Source organism: Brevibacillus brevis (assembly GCF_031583145.1).
GTDB classification, from domain to species: Bacteria; Bacillota; Bacilli; order Brevibacillales; family Brevibacillaceae; genus Brevibacillus; species Brevibacillus brevis_E.
Map to the genome: position 1 here is coordinate 3,118,720 of NZ_CP134050.1, position 18,177 is coordinate 3,136,896.

An 18,177-nucleotide genomic window follows, 5' to 3' on the forward strand; every position below is an offset into this window, starting at 1 on the left:
TCTCCTATCGTGTGTAGTCGTACTCCGTGCCGGGAACTTCCTGGTCGAATACGGTCCGGTATGTCTTCTGGAGCTGCTGCAGGATCCGCTCTCCTTCGATTCGCAGGTACGCGTATTTCACCGTGTAGGTCTCGGGGTTGTGAATGAGCCGGTTCTTTTCTAAGACATACGCTTCCAGATCTCCTTCCCGCTTTTGCCACTGGAGCAGGCGATTGCGCAGATCGCGTGCGGTTTCTTCCACTTCCGAACGGCACTCTTCCAAAAGCTGGCGATTCCTCTCCAGCGCTTCCCTGCCCATTTTCGCTCCGACTTCTTTCTTGAATTGAAAGGCGTGCAGATCCGCTTCCCTGGTCGTCCATTTTTCAGCGATCTGGGAAAACTTGCGAAGCGGCAGGTCATTTTCCAGCTCTGCCTTGAGCATTTCCGTAAACTGTCGTTCAAACAGCTCCCGCATCACCGGTAGATCTTCCGGGACATCCCACATCATGTGCGGGGTGTAGACCGTATCCCATATCGACACCAGCTCCCGTCCGTGCAAAGCGGCTGACGTTTTCCAGACGTTGGCGATTTTGCTCCAGCGGCGATCGGAAAGCCGGTATTCCTTTTCTTCCATATCCTGCTTCACCCGGTACAGGAAGTAGATGATCGCTTCCGGTATGTCCACCTGTGCCGCTGCGGCCTGAATATCGCTGATGTCGTACAAGGAGAAGACCACCGGAAGCTGCGATTTCGGCAAAGAGAACATCTTTTCATAACTGGAAGCGAGCTGCAAATAACCGACCTCATAGCGAACCAAAAAGCGGTCGTACAAGGCGGCCAGCTGTTCGTCATCGTCTGGCAGTTCGTTCGAGGCCGCAATCAAAAACTGCAGCGGCACTGCTTCCCGCTCTCTCCCATTAAAGTAAACGCGCTCGTTTAGGATGGAGAGCAGCGCGTTGAGAATGGCGCTGTTCGCCTTGAAAATCTCGTCGAGAAAGGCAAACTGGGCAGCCGGCAGATAGCCGCTCGTTTTCCGGACGTATTGGTCTCGCTTGAGCTCCTGCAAGGATACCGGTCCGAACAGCTCATCAGGTGTCGTAAAACGCGTCAACAAATATTCGAACCAATGCTCGGTGCCAAACAGCTGCGAAAAGGCACGAGCCAATTGGGATTTCGCAGTTCCCGGAGGCCCGATCAATAGCGCGTTCTCCCCGCTGAGCATGCCCAGCATCAGCAGTCGAATCAATTCATTTCGCTCCAGAAAGCGGCGCTCCAATAGCGCAATGGCTTGTTCCACTTTTCGTTGAATCGCGGTTGGTGTGTTCATTGGCATGTGGTGCCCGCAAGCAAGTGTGCCGGAGCACCTGTCCCCCTTCGTGCTAAGATCGCAACTATGGATAAAATGTCTCATTTTATAGTCGCATACTGTGGTCAAAAATGCCAGTTTTCGAAAGGAATGCCCGCAGCCTCCGCTCTCACCCATGCCCACTGTCTCGCATATGTTGTGGCAAAAGGAATCCCAGACCGAAACAAGCATAAAAGGAGGGTTTGCACATGGGGATTGAGCTTGCTTGGCTGCATGGCGTCTACGTGCTGTTTGTGCTTGGCATTATCCTATTGATGGTTCTGCGGCGCGATACCAGTCTGATCAGCATCGTCGGAATTGCCGCTCTCGGGTTGGTGGCAACCGGATCAATCACCACCGCTATCGGCGGCGTGTTCGGCAGTTTCATTTACGCGATCACCGAACTGTTGCCCACGATCCTGGTCATTTGCATCATCGTGGCGATGAGCCACGTCCTGACGGATACGGGCGTGAACGAAACGATGATTCGACCGATGACGCACTTGATCCGCACCCCCTCACTCGCCTATTGGGTGATCGGGCTTGTCATGATGGTCATTTCCTGGTTTTTCTGGCCGTCCCCTGGCGTCGCGCTGATCGGAGCCGTCATGCTGCCTGTGGCATTGCGTGCCGGCCTGCCCGCGATCGGTGTCGCGATCGCCATGAACTTGTTTGGGCACGGGATCGCCCTGTCCGGAGACTTTGTGATCCAGGGAGCCCCCACCTTGACCGCGAAAGCAGCAGGCATCCCCGTACAGGACGTCATCTCGGCGAGCGTCCCCCTCGTGATTGTCATGGGGGTCGTCACGACGATCGCAGCTTTCTGGTATTTGCGAAAAGATATGAAAATCGGGAATATCCCGTCGCCATCCGAAGCGACCTCAGCTCCCGACGGGATATTCGCCTCGATCAAAGTGCCGCTTCCCGCCGCAGTCCGCCGTACACTCGCGGCTGCTGTTCCGATTCTGTTTCTTCTCGATGTCATCGCCATGTTCGCTTTTGATTTGCGCGGAGGGGATGCGACCGCACTTGTCGGCGGCACTGCCCTCCTGATCCTGATTGCGGCCACGATGCTCGCCCACAAACAAGAAGGGCTCGAGCAGGTCACCACCCACCTGATCCAAGGCTTTCAGTTTGGATTCAAAGTGTTCGGACCTGTCATTCCCATCGCCGCATTTTTTTACATGGGGGACAGCGGTTTTGTCACCGTATTCGGCGAAGTGCTTCCAGCGGGCTCCCACGGAATCGTCAACGACTTGGGTGTCGCGCTAGCCCATACGATCCCGATCAGCAAGGAAATCGCGGCTCTGACCTTGACTGCTGTCGGAGTGATCACAGGCTTGGATGGTTCCGGCTTCTCCGGAATTACCCTCGCAGGATCCCTTGCGCAATTATTCGCGACTGCGCTGGGCTCCGGTGTCGCAACACTGACTGCTCTTGGGCAGATCGCAGCCATCTGGGTCGGCGGCGGAACGATCATCCCCTGGGCACTGATTCCTGCTGCAGCCATTTGCGGTGTCGACCCGTTCGAACTGGCGAGACGGAATTTGTACCCGGTTGCGATCGGTTTACTTGTGACCACGATCGTTGCCATGTTCCTCTTGTAGGGACAGCAATCAAAAGGCGCCTGGCATGATGCATCCAGACGCCTTTTATCCTTCTGTTTTGGCAGCTCCCACCTGCACTTGTACCCGCGGTCTGTTTGGAGGAGACCAACTTGTATGAGCTTATGGGAAAACGTATTCTCCATGCCCTTGTTTTCCTTGCTGATCCTGGAAAGCTACTCCCGTAAGTACCGGTACCAGATTTCCTTCTCTTCATCTGTCATGTTTCCTGTCATCGTCGAAAAGTCGATTTTCCGGTCAAAACGGTCTTTCAACAGCGAAAACTGTTGATAGGATGCAGCGATTTTACGTAGAGAGGTCGAACGGGACAGCTCCTCCACATCCCCTACGTCGGGACACCCGTTCAACTCGAGGGTGGTCAAGGATTCGAGTCTGGACAAGGCAGATATATCGTTCACGGTGGAATGGACCAGCTTCACTTGTTTCAGCTGGCGGCAATTGTGCAAGAACGCTAGATTTTCCAGACAAACATCCTCCAGCTCCAGCTCGCGCAGATTCGGAAGCGATCCCAATTGACCCAGGTCCTTTGCCGTTACATCCCTAAGCCCGGCGATGGTCAGTTTTTCTATCCGCGGAAGCCCAAACAGGATATGCAGCTGCTCCCGATCCGGCTGGCTTACCTCTACCGCGCGCAAGCCCGGCATCTGTCGAAGGGGAGAATAATCTCGGATCGGCGCACGAGGAAAGCGCAGCTCCTGCAAGGAGGAGAGGTTCTCGAGCGGGGAAAGATCCTCGACCGCTGTGTCCGCCACATACAGCATACGCAGGTGCTGCAGCTTTTGAAGAGGCCGCAGGTCGGATACGGGATTCTTCCCCAAATACAACCGCTTCAACTGCGTACAACCGCGGAGCGGCTCGATCGAACGAATCTCGTTGGCGCTCAGCACCAACTCGCGCACTTCCTTGCAGTCTCCCAGAGGGACGATGTTGGTCAAGCCCTCGTTTATAAACAAGAGTCTTTTCGCCCGAAGAAAAGCCTCCGCGCTTCCGCTCCTTTGCAACACTCGGTCTCTCCACACGCTGTCAAGCCCCGCCAGCCATCCCTCCGCATCTTTCACAGCGGACTCTTCCCAGACTGGATCTAGTACAGGCAAGTCCAATTTGCGGATCGCATCGAGAAAATGGAGGTTGTCCTCTCTGCCAAAGCTCCAATACAGGCTGTCTTCCTCCTGATGGATGCTGAAGTTCCCTTGCTTTGCCGTATCGCGGATGAATCGAAGCAAATCCGTGACGGAGCGGGCAATCACATACTTGACCTCTTCGTCCCGGCCGAAGTTGATCACCTGACCTGCTTGTCCAAACTCATCCGGATCCATGTCGATTCCGAGGTGGTTACCTCCCCAGTCTCTGCTGATGGGCAGCCAGTAGCGATTGATGTACCTCTCCTTGATCCAGCGGGCGGGGACGGAATCGTGCTCGCCCATGAACGCGTATTCCTCCTCGAGCCCCACCCAGATTTTCCATTCCGCCATCATTTCCTCCACGGACAGGAATGGCAGGCCGAAAAACAAGCCCGGCCCGCCCTCTCGCTCGCCGTTATGGATCAAATACAGCTCCCGCACCTCTGCCGGCAGCGAAAAACCCAGCTCCTCTTCCGCTTTGCGAAGCTCCTCCTGTGTTGCGGGGGGATTGAAGAAAGCAGCCAGGTTGGGAAGGGTATCTTTCAAATGTTCAATGATTTCATTCAGCAGCGCTTTCATCCCTACGCTTCCTCCTTGATCCTTCCAAAATTCGTCTCGTTCTCATCCGATGGTTTTGCGAAACCAAGCCAATAGCGCCCACCGCCTTTCCGTGCGGCGCTTATACTTGGGCAATCCGCGGTATACGTCGATCGCCTCTAAAAATGATTGCTTGGCCTTCGCCTTTTGCTGCAGTTCATCGTAAAGGACACCCTGCTTGAAATAGACCTCGCAGGAGGACATGTTTATCTGTGCCAGCTCTTCCAGGCAGGCGAGGGCTTTCTCCCTTTCCTGCTGTCTCGCATATTCCTCGCCCATCCGCAGGTACGGCTCTCCGTATCGGACGCGTGGATTGATTTGCAAAGCCTGTTCGATCAAATCCACTCCCTCCTCCATACGTCCTACCTGTAAGAGATAGATCCCTTTGTCGCACAAATATTCGGGCGAATCCCGCATGACAGATGAAATGCCGTCCAGATAGGAAAGGGCCTCCTTGTACTGCCGCTTCTCCATATGCAGACGGGCAGCTTCCAGTTTCGCAGGCGTGTCGTGCGGATTGAGGCGCAGCTGGCTCTGAAGAGCGGACAAGCGTCTCCACCGCCTGATCGGTTTGGTAAAGTCGGGAAGCAGCCGGATGAAGCGAAGATCCAGCAGGTACAAAAGCACGAGAATGATCAGCAACGCAGCCAAAGGATTTCCCGTCAGCCACCACAACAGCGAAAACAATACAAATTTCCCCAACGATTTCTCCCTCAATCCTCTGTTTTTCCTATTACTATAGGTGGCTGCCTCGGGAAATGTCAAATCCTGTTAGCTGGCACGTTTCGTCAAGCTTAGCAGCATAGAGACCTCCATCTTTGGGCTTGTTGACAAAATAGTTATAGGTTACTATAACAGTAGTAACCTAAATACATTCCGACAGGAGGTTTGCATGCCGTAGTGGATACGAAAATATACATCCTGGCCATCGCTGCGTTTGTCGTAGGCACCGTAGAGCTGATCATCGGCGGAATCCTGGATGTAGTGGCGCAAGACCTGAACATTTCCATCAGCACAGCTGGCTGGCTGATTACCGCGTTTTCGATTGTCTTTGCGATTTCTGCACCGCTGCTTCTGACCGCAACGGCGAGAGTCGAAAGGAAAGCCCTGTACCTTTGGACGATGGCCGTATTCCTGATCGGGAGCGTCATTTCCACCTTCAGCCCGCATTACTCGATATTGATGCTGGGGCGGATCTTATCCGCGTCGAGCGGTTCGCTCATCATCGTGCTCTCCATCACGATCGCTTCTTCCATCGTGAAGCAAGAGTACCGCGCCAGAGCGATCGGCATCATTTTCATGGGCGTCAGCGGATCATTGGTACTGGGCGTTCCGCTTGGACTTGTCATCGGCAATGCGTTCGGCTGGCGAGCTCCGTTTCTCCTGATCTCTGTCTTGACTCTCGCTTCCATGGTCGGCATTTACGCCTGGTTGCCGAACATACCGCCAAAGCCGATGATACCGCTCAGACAGCAGCTGCTCACTCTGAGGAAACCGAAGATTGTGAGCGCCCAACTGACATCCGCCTTTATGCTGACCGGACACTTGACGCTTTACGCCTACTTCACGCCGTATGTCAAAAGCCAGTTGCACCTCTCGTCCGGCTGGGTCAGCATCGTCTATTTCATCTTCGGGATCTCGGCTGTCATGGGAGGAGGTGTCGGGGGCTGGGCAGCAGACAAGTGGGGCTCCGCCAAGAGCATCTTAACGATTATCGCTTCGTTTGCATTGGTGATGTTTCTCATTCCGGCGGTCTCTTTTTCGCTATCCCTGTTTCTCGTCGTCATGATTCTCTGGAGCATGCTGAGCTGGGCCATCACACCTGCCCAGCAAAATTACCTGATTGAAACCGCCCCTGAATCTTACGAGATCCAGCAAGGGTTGAACACAACTGCCCTGCATCTCGGGATTGCCCTCGGTTCGGGAGTCGGCGGTTTTGTCATCGAGCACCATTCCGTCGCAGACACCCCATGGGTTGGCGGATTGTTTGTCCTGATCTCGTTTATTTGCGCCGCTTTTTCCATCACCCGGCCTTCCACGGTCAAACTCGGTCAAACGATTTCCAAGATTTCCAACTAAGGAGGTGAAAGCCGCCACGGGTGAGGCTCCCTCGTCCGTGACGGTTCATTCATGAGTACGCATATCCAAGCCAAACCTGGCGAAATCGCCGAAGACATCCTTTTGCCAGGCGACCCTCTGCGCGCCAAATACGTCGCAGAGACGTTTCTCGAAGACGTGACTTGCTACAACCAGGTGAGAGGCATGCTGTGCTTCACGGGAACCTACCGGGGGAAACGAGTCTCTGTGCAAGGGACAGGTATGGGCATCCCGTCCATTTCCATCTACGTGAACGAGCTGATTCGCGACTACGGCGTACGGAATCTGATTCGCGTCGGCACATGCGGAGGGATCCAGAAGGACGTAAAGGTGCGGGACGTCATCATCGCCATGACGGCCTGTACAGACTCGAACATGAACCGCCTGACCTTCCCGGGGTTTGAATTCGCCCCTTGCGCGAGCTTCGATTTGCTGAAAAAAGCCTATGATACGGGGATGGAAAAAGGTCTGCCGGTCCGGGTAGGCAACGTGCTGACAGCCGATGTGTTTTACCGTGACAGTATGGAGCCCGTGCGAAAGCTGGGAGAGTACGGAGTCCTGGCCGTGGAGATGGAAACGACCGCCCTGTATACGCTCGCTGCAAAGTACGGCGTAAGCGGATTGTCGATCCTGACTGTCAGCGACCACATCTTCACCGGAGAGGAAACGACTGCGGAAGAACGCCAGACGACCTTCCAGGATATGATCGTCATGGCATTGGAAGCGATCACTCGAAAATCGTGAAACAAGGAAAGGGATCTGCACATGGGTGGCAGATCCCTTTTGCATGCGGGTCAATAACGCAGCTGCATCAGGATGTTTCTGATCTCGTCATCGCTCATCATGAGATCGTGGTGTTTGCGGCTGATTTTCGCGAGTGCAAGGTCGTGGTAGAAAAATTCGGTAAACACTTTTACAAACGGCTTGGACATCGTTTTGATCGCTTGCCAGGATCGATTTTCTTCACAGGCGAAGATAATTTCCCGCTCGTCGACGATGATCAGGCGGAAGCGCTCCAGCGTGTGATGCTCCTCCGCAGGGATGAGGGTATGGACTTTCGCGATGTTCGGCTTCAACGATCCTACCACCAGCACCTCCACGTCCACGCCATTTGCCTCTTTCTGTTCCAGCAGCGGCAAGTATTCCACCAGGTCGTCCTTCCACGCGGAGATCCGAACCGAGCTCTTCGCGTCTTGAATGAGTTGTCTGCTTTGCACCCGAATCGACGAGTCTACTTTCAGACTCCATACCAAATCCTCGGAAACGGATTTTTTGCTGGACTGGATTTTCAGCTGCTTGATATTGTCCTGGAATTCTGCTGTCAATTTCTCAATGGCGAGCGGCAAGGGCAGCGCGCTGTACAGTTTTTTCTTTTCCGACAAAGAGTCCAGGACCATGCCTTTCTCGATCATTCGCGAAAGCACTTCGTATATCTTGGCTTTCGGAACCCCGGAAAGCTTGACGATCTTCGTAGCGTCAAGCGGCTCCCCGCTCGTTACCAACGCTTCGAAAACCTTGCTCTCATACTGAGAAAAACCAAACTTTTGTAACATGCTTCCTCCTGCCCGTATCAACTGGATATTTATTACCTATCATAAAACATGAGTGGCGGGAAAGCCAATGCCTCTCCCGAATTGACATGCGACAGCGTTCTAGGTAATCTGTTAAATGGTTACTCTAAAGGTAGTAACTATAATTCTAAATGGTTGCACTTCTCTCTCAACAGCAATGGAATGCGAAAGAGTCTTGCACATCACCGAAGGATGGGAGTTCGTGCCATGAATATTGTCTTTTTGTTGACGGGATTCTTGCTCGTTTTTGGGATCGGCTACGCCGTCAGCCATCACCGGAGGGGAATCAGATACAAGCCGATTATCGCGATGCTTATCACCCAGCTCGTGCTGGCGTTTCTCCTGCTGAATACCGGGATCGGGATCGATCTGATCCTGTTTATTTCCAAAGCCTTCGACACGCTGATGAAGCTGGGAATCAGCGGGGTCGACTTTGTATTTGGCGGCCTGGAAAACGCGGGCAAGTCGACATTCTTCCTGGATGTCCTTCTTCCTATCATTTTCATCTCAGTCTTGATTGGCATTCTCAATTACTTCAAGATTTTGCCGTTCCTGATTCGATGGACAGGTCTCGTGCTCAGCAAACTGAACGGAATGGGCAAGCTGGAAAACTACATAGCCGTCTCCTCCGCTTTTCTCGGTCAATCCGAAGTGTTCCTCACAGCGAAGAAGCAGCTGGGACTCGTCTCCGGCAGGCGTCTGTATACCCTGTGCACGTCTGCCATGAGTGCGGTCAGCATCGCAATCGTCGGGGCCTACATGACGATGCTCGACCCGAGGTACGTCGTGGTAGCCATCGTGGTGAACATCTTGTCCGCCTTGATCGTGGCGAATATCATCAATCCGTACAAATTGACGGAGGAAGAGGATCTGATCGAACCGCAGGAGGAGGAAAAAAGGCCTGCCTTCTTCCAGATGATCAGTGAAAGCATCATGGATGGATTGAAAGTCGCGGTTATTGTCGCTGCGATGCTGATCGGCTTTATCGCCTTGATGAATCTGATCAATGAAATCTTCCTGTTGATTTTCCGCATCTCATTCCAAGACGTGCTTGGGTATATCTTTGCACCGGTCGCCTTCCTGATGGGGGTTCCCCAGCCCGAGATCGTTTCAGCGGGAAGCGTCATGGCTACCAAAATCGTCACCAATGAGTTCGTCGCCATGCTGAATTTCAAAGATATGGCGAGCAGCCTATCCCCGAAAACAGTCGGGATCGTGTCCGTCTTCCTCGTCAGCTTCGCCAACTTTGGCTCGATCGGGATCATCACGGGCTCCGTCAAAGCGCTTCATGAACGGCAAGGGGATCTCGTAGCCAAATTCGGCCTGAAGCTGCTGCTCGGCTCGACGCTCGCCTCTGTGCTGTCCGCGACTATTGTCGGCGTCTTTTTGTAAACAGAGAGCAAACCAAAAACAGGCACCTTGGTGTGCCTGTTTTTTTGCGGAAGCCCTGTTCAGCCGGGAAGCCTGCGCCTCGATTGTCTGTTCCCTGCCGCTTCAACAAGCTCGGTCAACAGGTCTGCTTTTACCCCTTTGGCCTTCGCAGCGGCGGCCGCAAGTTTATCGACACCGCCCCAAATCAGTTCGAGAAGGCGCTGCACTTCATGGGACTCTCGCCCACGCACCTGTGCAAGCAGCAGCCCGATGCTCTCTTCCGACTCCCATGCAGTCTTCATTTTTGGTCTCCAGGAATCCGAGCAATGGCGCATGCAGGTCACCAAAGCGGATACCGTTTCCGCACACACGCCGTATTTCTCCAGAAATGCCGTCGTGAACTGATCTTGAACGGATTGATGCTCTTCATCGACCATTCCCATGTATGCCTCCACAAGGGGAAAGTAGTGTCGATCCGCCAACCGAGGCCAAAAACGGCATACGTGCCAGGCATGCAATTTTTTTCCCCTTCGGCATCCCCATACCATTCAAACGGCTCCATCGCCTCGCGAGCATACTCCTCGAGAAGGGGGTAAAGATTCGGATAGGCCAGCGCATTGGCAAAAAAGCGATGAGTCCCCGACTTCGCCAGCCCTTTTACAGGCAAAAATTGTTTGGCGCCCGATTTCAGCTGAATCATGTAGCTCTTCGGAAACCCTTGCTTCAACAAATTCACCAGAAAACGCAACGCACGCCGATAGCTTTCCTCCGCTTCCTGCTTGATGACAATCGTGACCGTGGCAAAAACGTCGTTCGCCTGGCACTCCACAAGCTCATCTCGTCTTGACGCCAATTCAACGGGTAAAACACCGCTGCCTTCCTTCATGAAACGGGATGCCTTTTTGTTGCCCAGTTCTACGGCTCGTTCCAGAAAACCAATCCCTTTGGTTCTCATGTAGGAAGGCTCATACCGCAAGATCCAGACGGCGGTGTAAAGCAGCAGGTCGATCTGCCCTTCCTTGTCATCTTCCAGGCTAACCCCGATTTTTTTCGTATACTCGCTGGATCGCCACGGGGTTTGTTGCCGTTCGAAATAGCGGGGGAGAAAGGTTTCCTCCACCCAGTCCTGCAAGGCTCGGCCTATGTATCCGCTGTGTTCGGCCAGCCGCTCCCGATTTCCTCTATTTAATTCAAGGATTCTGTCGAACAAGGAAATGATCCTCTGCGGTTCCAGCTCGGGAAACAACCCGTCATCGAGCAAATGCCGCGAAAGAAAAAACGTCTCCAATGGCTTCGTCGGATGGTTCCCCGTATCGAGCCTCGTCTGGATATACGCGCAGATCGCTTGCAGCAGCTGCTCTCGTTTCCTGTCATCGACATACACGAGAATCGGGAGGTCCACTTCCCCCTCCTTGTGTGCAAACTTCCCCGCAAACGTAAAGCGGTAATCGATCAGCGCCGTGGAGGACAGGCTGTCCAACTTCTCCCGCACATAGGCAGCAAGCTGCGGGATGAATTGCTTCCTCACTTCGTCCTCAGTCAACTCCCCGACTGTTTCTCCATATCCGCCCATCCGATCGGACGAAGGAAAGTCGAGCGGGATGTCTGTCACGCTTGCCCTCCCATCTGTGTATTCCAGCAATGCGTAGTCATGCAATCCCGCTTGCAGAGTCGTCCGCTTCACAATCGCTTCCGCATCCGTGGCCCTGATGCAAGCAAACCAATCGTCGATCGCCTGCTTCATTTCCTCCAAAATCGTATCGTGGTTGGTATTCATTTCTCTCTTCGTCCCCTTCCCCACCCTCGTTCGCCCGGAAGATCATGTGGCACATGGGTATCAAACGGCGATACTCCCCGGGCTTTGTGCTACTTTGGCGCGAATCCGCTCTCCAAATACTCCTGCAGGACTTTGGCATTGTTGCAGTGCGGGTCCCGTGCGGCGTACAGGAGAGTAATACCGTCAGCAGCTGCCCAGTCTCGCAGCTGCGCTAGTGAAGGCTGCAAGGCTTCATTCGCCAATTCCTCCAAATAACGCGCTTTAAAATCAGCAAACCGCTCTGGACGATGGCCGAACCAGACCCGCAACGGAGCACTCGGAGCCACTTCTTTCATCCAAATCGTCAGCTTCGCCCGCTCTTTCGATATGCCCCTCGGCCAGACGCGATCCACCAGCACACGTTTTCCGTCCGTATGGCTGGGTTCGTCATATACTCGTTTTACATGGATGGTGTACATTCCTTTCACCGCCCTTCTGCTAGATTCCGGTTAAAACGACCTCTCCTGCCACTTCTTTCCTTACCCTACCATTCCTTTATTGGCGAGGGCAACCCATTTTCCCCGGTGGACGAACCCTGTCGTGAAAGGAAACAGACATGCCCGTTCGCTAGAGGGCATAGTCATAGTACATACAGACGATGGAGTTCTCCGCAGCTGCCACGTCCGTGACTCCTACCGATGCCTGCATTCATTGGTAGGGGTCTCGTTTTGGATAAGGACCCGGCAGCATATGTGAGCAAGGGGGTGATCCACATCGCAAAATCAGCTGCTATCGCACTCGGTTCGTTCCTGTTGGCCATCGGCATCAACTTTTTCCTGGTCCCCCACAAGTTTTTGGACGGCGGATTTATCGGAATCGCCTTGGTCCTCCATTACCTGCTGGGCCTCGATGTGGGGTGGATGACTCTTTTGTTCAGCGCGCCCGTTTACGCGTATGCCTGGTTCCGGCATCGCCCCTATTTTTACAAGAGCGTGTACGGGCTTGTCGCGTCTTCCATGTGCATCGATTTGATCCACTTCATCGCTGACCGGGTCTACCTCGCATCCGCAGAGAACCCTCTCATCTGCGCTGTAATCGGCGGGATTCTGGTCGGCTCGGGCTCCGGTCTCATGCTCCGTCACAAAATCAGCACAGACGGCTCAGATTTGCTGGCCCTCTTCCTTTCCGAGCGATTTTCCATCAATGTCGGATTCATCATTTTTTCCATCGACTTTCTCATCATCGTTCTCGGATCGGCTGCCATGTCGGACGAACCGCTTCTTCTGTCCACCATCATGATTTTGACGGTGAGCATCGTCACGAGCATCTGCACGTATTCCCCTCCGTCTCTGCCCTTCAGACCGACGATCGTTCTGATCAAATGGACACGGCGGAAAAAATGACAGGACCGCTCTTGTGCAAAACAAAAGACAAGTTGCCTGCCAAAGAGAAAAGGCACCGACTCGATGTCAGCGCCTTTCCTATCGAAGCAGGATTTTCCGTTACGGACTGGAAAAACCACCTGTATATGTGTATCTCACCTCTCCAATCTGCACCTGCTGCTTTCCGACAGGGCTCTCCAGTACGAGCATGTCGCGTGGCGCCGTCAACAGCAACTGCCTGCCGATGGGAGACAAGAAGGATATTCGATTTTGATCGGGATCAATTTCCGTGGGAAAGACCACAGTGAATAACTCCTCGTAGCCATCTTCTTCAAAGTGCACCCGCACACTGCTTCCCAGCAGCGTTACGTTTTGCAAGGATTGGGACAGAGCTCCGTCGTCCTTGGCCAAGAGCTCCTCCAGCGTCTCCCGGTACCGTCTGACCAAAGCATCGACAATCTGTTTTTCTCTTCCGTAGTCGCGGACATAATGATCAAAAAAGAGGGAATATTGTTCATCAAAAAAGACAAGCTGCTGAATCAACTGTTGACGGGTAGCGCCCATAATTCTATGGTTCATAGTAGATGTCACCCCCCGTTTGCTGTCCAGCCAAGCGTTTGATCGACACGACGTCTTTCATCTGCGATTCCTCCTTAGAAAAATAGCCCCCTTAAGGGACTTCTCACCATTTTATCAGGAATTCCCCTTTGTTTCCATGCTGTGGATGCAATCGAAGAGCATAAGAAAACCTCATCCATGCAGATGAGGTTTTCCGATCTTGGTTATTGGATATACGTCGTAATTTCACTGACCTCTTTGCGAGGCAGCTTTTTCGGAACATCTTGAGGATGTCCGAGCGCGATCACCATGTTCATTTGCTTATCGGCCGGGATATGCAGGAAGTCCCTGATTTTATCTGCGGCCAGCAAAACAGGTCCGGTCATCGGGCAAGTGCCCAGTCCTTTGGCGTACGCAGCCAGCATCAGGTTTTGCGTAGCCAGACAGCTGCTCTTGATACCTTCCTCTTCCCATACCGATTCATTCACCAGCTGGATCGGCTCGAAGATTTTTTCGCGGAATTTCGACTGGTACGGCGTCGCTAGGCAAATGATCAGGACGGGTGCATCGGAAAAGGCAGTGGCGTAAGGACCAAAGGAACGAACCAGCAGCTTCGCTTCCTTTTCAAATCCTCGTTCAGTGGCCTCGGCCGCCTTTTCATGCAAAGCATCCCAGGTCAGCTGCTCGATCGTCTTGATTTTTTCCTTGTTGGTGATGACAATAAACTCCCATGTTTGCGAGTTGGTGTCGCTGGGTGCGTAGCGAGCGCAATCGATGATGTCGTTGATGTCCTCAATCGTTACTTCCTGTTCGGTAAATTTGCGTACGCTTCTTCTTCCGTGAATAATATCTTTTAGTGCGTGAAAATCCATGTAATGTGCTCCTTTTGTTTATTTACACGATTACCATTATAACGTAAAACTAGCGAATGGCGAAACTACTCTATCGCTCCCCCCCCCGAAACATTCAATGAACGCGAAAAAGCACCGGGGAATCCTTGCAACACCCGGCGCTTCCTGTTCATTGAAGCTGAAAGACTTGCCATATACCGGGGTCTTCCTGCCCGATGTACCAAGCAGCAGTCCCTTTCAGCTTGTATTTGTTCACCAGATCCAGGCGATTCTTCATGGACATTTCATCCTCGATCCAGATCTGATGCTTTTCCCCGTTTTCGACAAACTCGACGTAGTTTTGCTTCGCTTTGTCGTCCCACTTCTTTTTCAGGTTTCTTTGGGCCAGCAGCTGCTCGGTCTCCACCATGCTGCGGTCGAACCGGGTGGATACGTTTGTTTGCAGATTGGTGACCCATTCCCTCGTATAGAAAGGAACCGCCAGAATCACTTTCCGCGACGGCACTTCCTTGAGCAGGAGCTGCAAGCCTTCTTCCACCCAGTCGAGCGAGGCGACGGAACCGACTCTCTCCCCTCCGCCCAGGTCTTCATCGTAACCCATCATCACGATGTAGTCAGCTGCCTTGCCCAGCTCTTTGCGGTCATAGCTGCCCGACCAGTACGGATCCGGATTCTCCCTGGTCACATCCACGGAAAGGACGATGCCATGGGGGGACAACGTCTTCTTCAGCGCCTTGATAAAGCCGACGAAATCGTCCTTGTTTTTGGGGTCGATGTTTTCAAAATCGACATTGAGTCCGTCGACCTTGGCAGGGACCATTTTCTCTGCGAGAAGCTTGGCGATTTTTTTATGGTTGTCCGGGTTGCCGATCAATGAATCCGTCAGTTCGGCGTTGAACTGATTTCCAAAAAAAGCCCACACTTTTCTCCCGGATTGATGCGCCCACTCCACATAACGGGTATCCACTTCCCCCGAAACGAGGCTCTCTGCATTCAGGGTGAACCAGCGCGGAGACACGACATTCATTTGCGGGGTGGGACTATTCAGCTGGATGTAACTATCGGTCGTTCCAAAAGCATTCCATCCCATGACAATTTGCTTTTTGTCATTTTCCAAGATCGTGTCATGTGTCTGGGGCGACGCCTGTTGCGGAGGATAGGCGGACCTTCCGCACGCGCAAAGCCCGAGCAAAGCGAAGAGAGTAAGGGATGCGATCCGTTTTCTCACAAGCACAATCCTTTCTGACATGAATTCGCTCCCTTAGTTTGTCCAACCCATCGGGGAAGTTACCCCGCCCTCTGCTCTCGTTGGCCGCTTCCATAAAACGCCTTCACGCTAGCATCCCTACTTCATCGAGAAAACTCAGCCTGTAGATCTGGCGGGGGCGGCCTTTCACGGAAATTTTCTCGATACCTACGATTTCGACCAGCTCGGCGTCCATCCATTGCAGCAAGATCCGGTGAGCGCTGCGAACCGTCACGCCCAGGATCGTGGCAAGCTCCGCGGCTGTATACTCCGTCTTACCCAGACGGGTCACCTGTGCCATGAGCTTGCTCAAATACGTTGCCGTCATCCCTGCCCTCTGGGCTCGCTCCAAAAAACGCTCATCCGTCACGGACAATTCATAGGTCATCGGGTGAGACATCTCGACTGGACCAATCACGGTCCTATCTTCGCGGACAAGAAAGCAAATGTCTCCCCCGAATTCCCGCGATTGGCGCAGAGCCAGCCTCGCGTGCGTGCCCGCTTCGTTTGCTGACCTTCCAAATCCGACACCTACACTGAGAGAGAGACCCAACGCCTTTTTCGATTCGGCGAGGATGGGCATCGTTTTGTAGCCTCGGGTTTCTCGTTCGAAGATTCCGCGCGTGGTCACAAACAAATACTCGCCGCCGCCGAGATTCGTCAGGTGGCCATCCAAGCAACCCACGTAATCGAGAAGCAAGCGCTGAATTTCCAGCTTCCAGCGTTGGACGGCGTGCTCGGATGAGCTTCTTTCCAAAAGCTGGCTAAAATCGTCAATCTGAATCAGACCGAAGACGATCTGCGAGTCTTTGTTTCGGCGTTTTTCAGTCGACAACAGTGCCCTTTCCAGCGCTACGGAGATGTCTTGTACGGTCGGCACCACCCAATCGTTGGGGATTTGCAGCCTCGTCAATGCTTCTGCCACCTTCTTCACTCCGGTCAACGCCCCATCGCTCTCTTTGTTTTCGTACTTTTCCTGATGAAACCTGACCATCTCATCCAGGTCGAACAGGGTCCCCTCATAAAGATGGACCTTTGTAAAAGGTTCTTCCACCTCCGCCAATACGCGCTCTACCGTGCGATTATCCAGCATATCAATGCTGAGCCGCTCCATTTTTTTATGATGGTGCATGCGGAACAGCGAGCGGAAAAGCCCCGTGCCCGTCAGCGGAATGTAATGGGCGGGTACGGTGAAGTCTACTCTTTCTTTGGCGATTTTGTAGGGATAGTAGCCGGAAAACAACAACACCTCCACCTGCCCCATGAGTTCGGATGCAAAGTCAGGAGCGTCCAAAATTTCATTGGACGCTCGAATGACAGGGGAGAAGTTCGGAAATGACTTCAGTACCTCTCTGATTTTGTCGACGATAATGGTCGGCCCGATGACACCGATCTTGATGGAATTTTGCATGGCTGCGCCTCCCCGAAAGCCTTGTATTACAGCAACAGATCCTTTACCGTCTTGCCTGCAAGGACTACCAAAAAGATCAGGGCCAAGATCACGATCCCGTTTTTGACGGGCGTATTTTTCAAGTCGCCCATCAGCCGCCGGTCGTTGGCCAAAATGAACAAGGCCAGCCCGATCAAAGGAACGACTACAATGGTAATCGGCTGTGTGATGAGGATAAGCTGTACGGGTACTTTGCCGAACAGGATGGCGACAAGACCTCCCAGGATCATGACCGCCATGATAAAGTATCGAACGGCCTGATTGCTCAGTTGACTGCCAAACCCGAGAGCATCGGCCAACATGACGCCGCCGATCGCTGCATTGCCTGTAAGGGAGGAGAACGCGGCTCCCCACAAGCCGATCATGAAGACAAGCGTCGCCCAGCTCCCAAACAGAGGCTCCAACGCCTTTCCCATGTCCGTCGCGGCATTCACCTGAATCCCTTGCGGATGAAGGACCGCTGCCGCGCTGATCATAATGAGCGCTGATATCAGTCCCAACAGAAAGATGCCGGTGTAGCTTTCCCGAGACCCTTCTTTTGCGTGAATGGCAGTCCAGCCTTTCTCCTGAACGAGATAAGACTGATAGAGCGCTCCGACGACCGTAAAGGTGGTAGCGACCAGCCCGATGATCAGCATGGCGGAGCCATCGGGTACTTGCGGGACGAGTCCGGTTAAAATACCCCCTAGGCTGGGTCGAACCAGCAGCACCGTGCAGGCGAACGCGGCAAGCATGATCCCGACCAATACCAGCATGAGCCTTTCAAGGACACGATAAAAATTGCGGTAGAACAGAAGGCCGATGCCCAGAAGCGTAAAAATGATTCCCCACACTTTCGCCGAGAGACCGGTCAGACTGGACAAAGCGACACCGGCCCCGATGACGTTCGCACCCTGAAAGGTAGAGGTCACCAGGAAACATCCGAGGCCCATAATGATCGAAGCCGCTCTACCCCATTTTTGCCGGACCGTGGCGAGCAGCGATTGATTCGTTGCCATTCCGATCCTGGCGCTCATCTCCGTGAAGCTCATCATGAACAGAACAGAGAGGACAATGACCCAAAGCATCTGGTAGCCATACATAGCTCCCATCTTGGAGGTCAAGGTGACACTCCCTGGCCCGACTACCAGGGCGGCGGTAATGATGGCCGGCCCCAGCGATTTTACCCATGACGCTGATTTTGGTTTCGTTTGCGCATTGCTTTGGATCTGCTCCACGAAAAAGTCCC

15 protein-coding genes and 1 pseudogene are annotated in these 18,177 nt (G+C 53.4%); 5 read left to right on the forward strand and 11 right to left on the reverse strand.

The window, feature by feature from the left end:
* Positions 1 to 4 precede the first annotated feature (4 nt).
* Positions 5 to 1,306: an AAA family ATPase gene (locus RGB73_RS15485; RefSeq protein WP_310763414.1), complete on the reverse strand. Its 1,302-nt coding sequence runs from the start codon at positions 1,304 to 1,306 to the stop codon at positions 5 to 7.
* 227 nt (positions 1,307 to 1,533) lie between these two features.
* Between RGB73_RS15485 and RGB73_RS15490 the strand changes: the two genes are divergently transcribed.
* On the forward strand, positions 1,534 to 2,931 hold the full coding sequence (locus tag RGB73_RS15490) for a hypothetical protein (protein ID WP_310763415.1): 1,398 nt from the start codon (positions 1,534 to 1,536) through the stop codon (positions 2,929 to 2,931).
* Between the two features lie 173 nt (positions 2,932 to 3,104).
* Here RGB73_RS15490 and RGB73_RS15495 read toward each other — a convergent pair whose 3' ends face one another.
* Both RGB73_RS15495 and RGB73_RS15500 read right to left on the reverse strand, forming a co-directional pair.
* Complete coding sequence (locus RGB73_RS15495; RefSeq protein ID WP_310763416.1) at positions 3,105 to 4,649, reverse strand: SMI1/KNR4 family protein; 1,545 nt, start codon at positions 4,647 to 4,649, stop codon at positions 3,105 to 3,107.
* A gap of 42 nt (positions 4,650 to 4,691) precedes the next feature.
* Positions 4,692 to 5,369: a tetratricopeptide repeat protein gene (locus RGB73_RS15500; RefSeq protein WP_310763417.1), complete on the reverse strand. Its 678-nt coding sequence runs from the start codon at positions 5,367 to 5,369 to the stop codon at positions 4,692 to 4,694.
* Positions 5,370 to 5,567: 198 nt separating this feature from the next.
* Between RGB73_RS15500 and RGB73_RS15505 the strand changes: the two genes are divergently transcribed.
* Positions 5,568 to 6,746, forward strand: coding sequence for an MFS transporter (locus RGB73_RS15505; protein WP_310763418.1), 1,179 nt, complete (start codon positions 5,568 to 5,570; stop codon positions 6,744 to 6,746).
* Between the two features lie 51 nt (positions 6,747 to 6,797).
* Complete coding sequence (gene deoD, locus RGB73_RS15510; RefSeq protein ID WP_310763419.1) at positions 6,798 to 7,508, forward strand: purine-nucleoside phosphorylase; 711 nt, start codon at positions 6,798 to 6,800, stop codon at positions 7,506 to 7,508.
* Between the two features lie 50 nt (positions 7,509 to 7,558).
* On the opposite strand, the gene RGB73_RS15515 is transcribed toward deoD, so the two are convergent.
* A complete protein-coding gene (locus RGB73_RS15515) occupies positions 7,559 to 8,317 on the reverse strand; it encodes a TrmB family transcriptional regulator (RefSeq protein WP_310763420.1) in 759 nt (252 codons plus the stop codon).
* Between the two features lie 225 nt (positions 8,318 to 8,542).
* On the opposite strand from RGB73_RS15515, the gene RGB73_RS15520 reads away from it, so the two are divergent.
* The gene (locus tag RGB73_RS15520) at positions 8,543 to 9,727 is read left to right on the forward strand and encodes a NupC/NupG family nucleoside CNT transporter (protein ID WP_310763421.1); all 1,185 of its coding nucleotides are present in this window, start codon (positions 8,543 to 8,545) and stop codon (positions 9,725 to 9,727) included.
* A 59-nt stretch (positions 9,728 to 9,786) separates the two neighbouring features.
* Here RGB73_RS15520 and RGB73_RS15530 read toward each other — a convergent pair.
* Positions 9,787 to 11,483 (reverse strand): annotated as a pseudogene (locus RGB73_RS15530) (DUF6138 family protein).
* Between the two features lie 89 nt (positions 11,484 to 11,572).
* On the reverse strand, positions 11,573 to 11,941 hold the full coding sequence (locus RGB73_RS15535) for a DUF488 domain-containing protein (protein WP_310763425.1): 369 nt from the start codon (positions 11,939 to 11,941) through the stop codon (positions 11,573 to 11,575).
* Positions 11,942 to 12,190: 249 nt separating this feature from the next.
* Between RGB73_RS15535 and RGB73_RS15540 the strand changes: the two genes are divergently transcribed.
* On the forward strand, positions 12,191 to 12,865 hold the full coding sequence (locus RGB73_RS15540) for a YitT family protein (RefSeq protein WP_310763426.1): 675 nt from the start codon (positions 12,191 to 12,193) through the stop codon (positions 12,863 to 12,865).
* A gap of 99 nt (positions 12,866 to 12,964) precedes the next feature.
* Here RGB73_RS15540 and RGB73_RS15545 read toward each other — a convergent pair whose 3' ends face one another.
* The 5 genes from RGB73_RS15545 to RGB73_RS15565 form a co-directional block, all read right to left on the reverse strand.
* Positions 12,965 to 13,423, reverse strand: a complete 459-nt coding sequence (locus tag RGB73_RS15545) for a GreA/GreB family elongation factor (RefSeq protein WP_310763427.1) — start codon at positions 13,421 to 13,423, stop codon at positions 12,965 to 12,967.
* Positions 13,424 to 13,626: 203 nt separating this feature from the next.
* Complete coding sequence (locus RGB73_RS15550) at positions 13,627 to 14,274, reverse strand: nitroreductase family protein (RefSeq protein ID WP_310763428.1); 648 nt, start codon at positions 14,272 to 14,274, stop codon at positions 13,627 to 13,629.
* 148 nt (positions 14,275 to 14,422) lie between these two features.
* The gene (locus tag RGB73_RS15555) at positions 14,423 to 15,502 is read right to left on the reverse strand and encodes a glycosyl hydrolase family 18 protein (protein WP_310763429.1); all 1,080 of its coding nucleotides are present in this window, start codon (positions 15,500 to 15,502) and stop codon (positions 14,423 to 14,425) included.
* A gap of 82 nt (positions 15,503 to 15,584) precedes the next feature.
* A complete protein-coding gene (locus tag RGB73_RS15560; protein WP_310763430.1) occupies positions 15,585 to 16,910 on the reverse strand; it encodes a hypothetical protein in 1,326 nt (441 codons plus the stop codon).
* A gap of 26 nt (positions 16,911 to 16,936) precedes the next feature.
* On the reverse strand, positions 16,937 to 18,166 hold the full coding sequence (locus RGB73_RS15565) for an Nramp family divalent metal transporter (protein ID WP_310763431.1): 1,230 nt from the start codon (positions 18,164 to 18,166) through the stop codon (positions 16,937 to 16,939).
* Between the last annotated feature and the right edge of the window lie 11 nt (positions 18,167 to 18,177).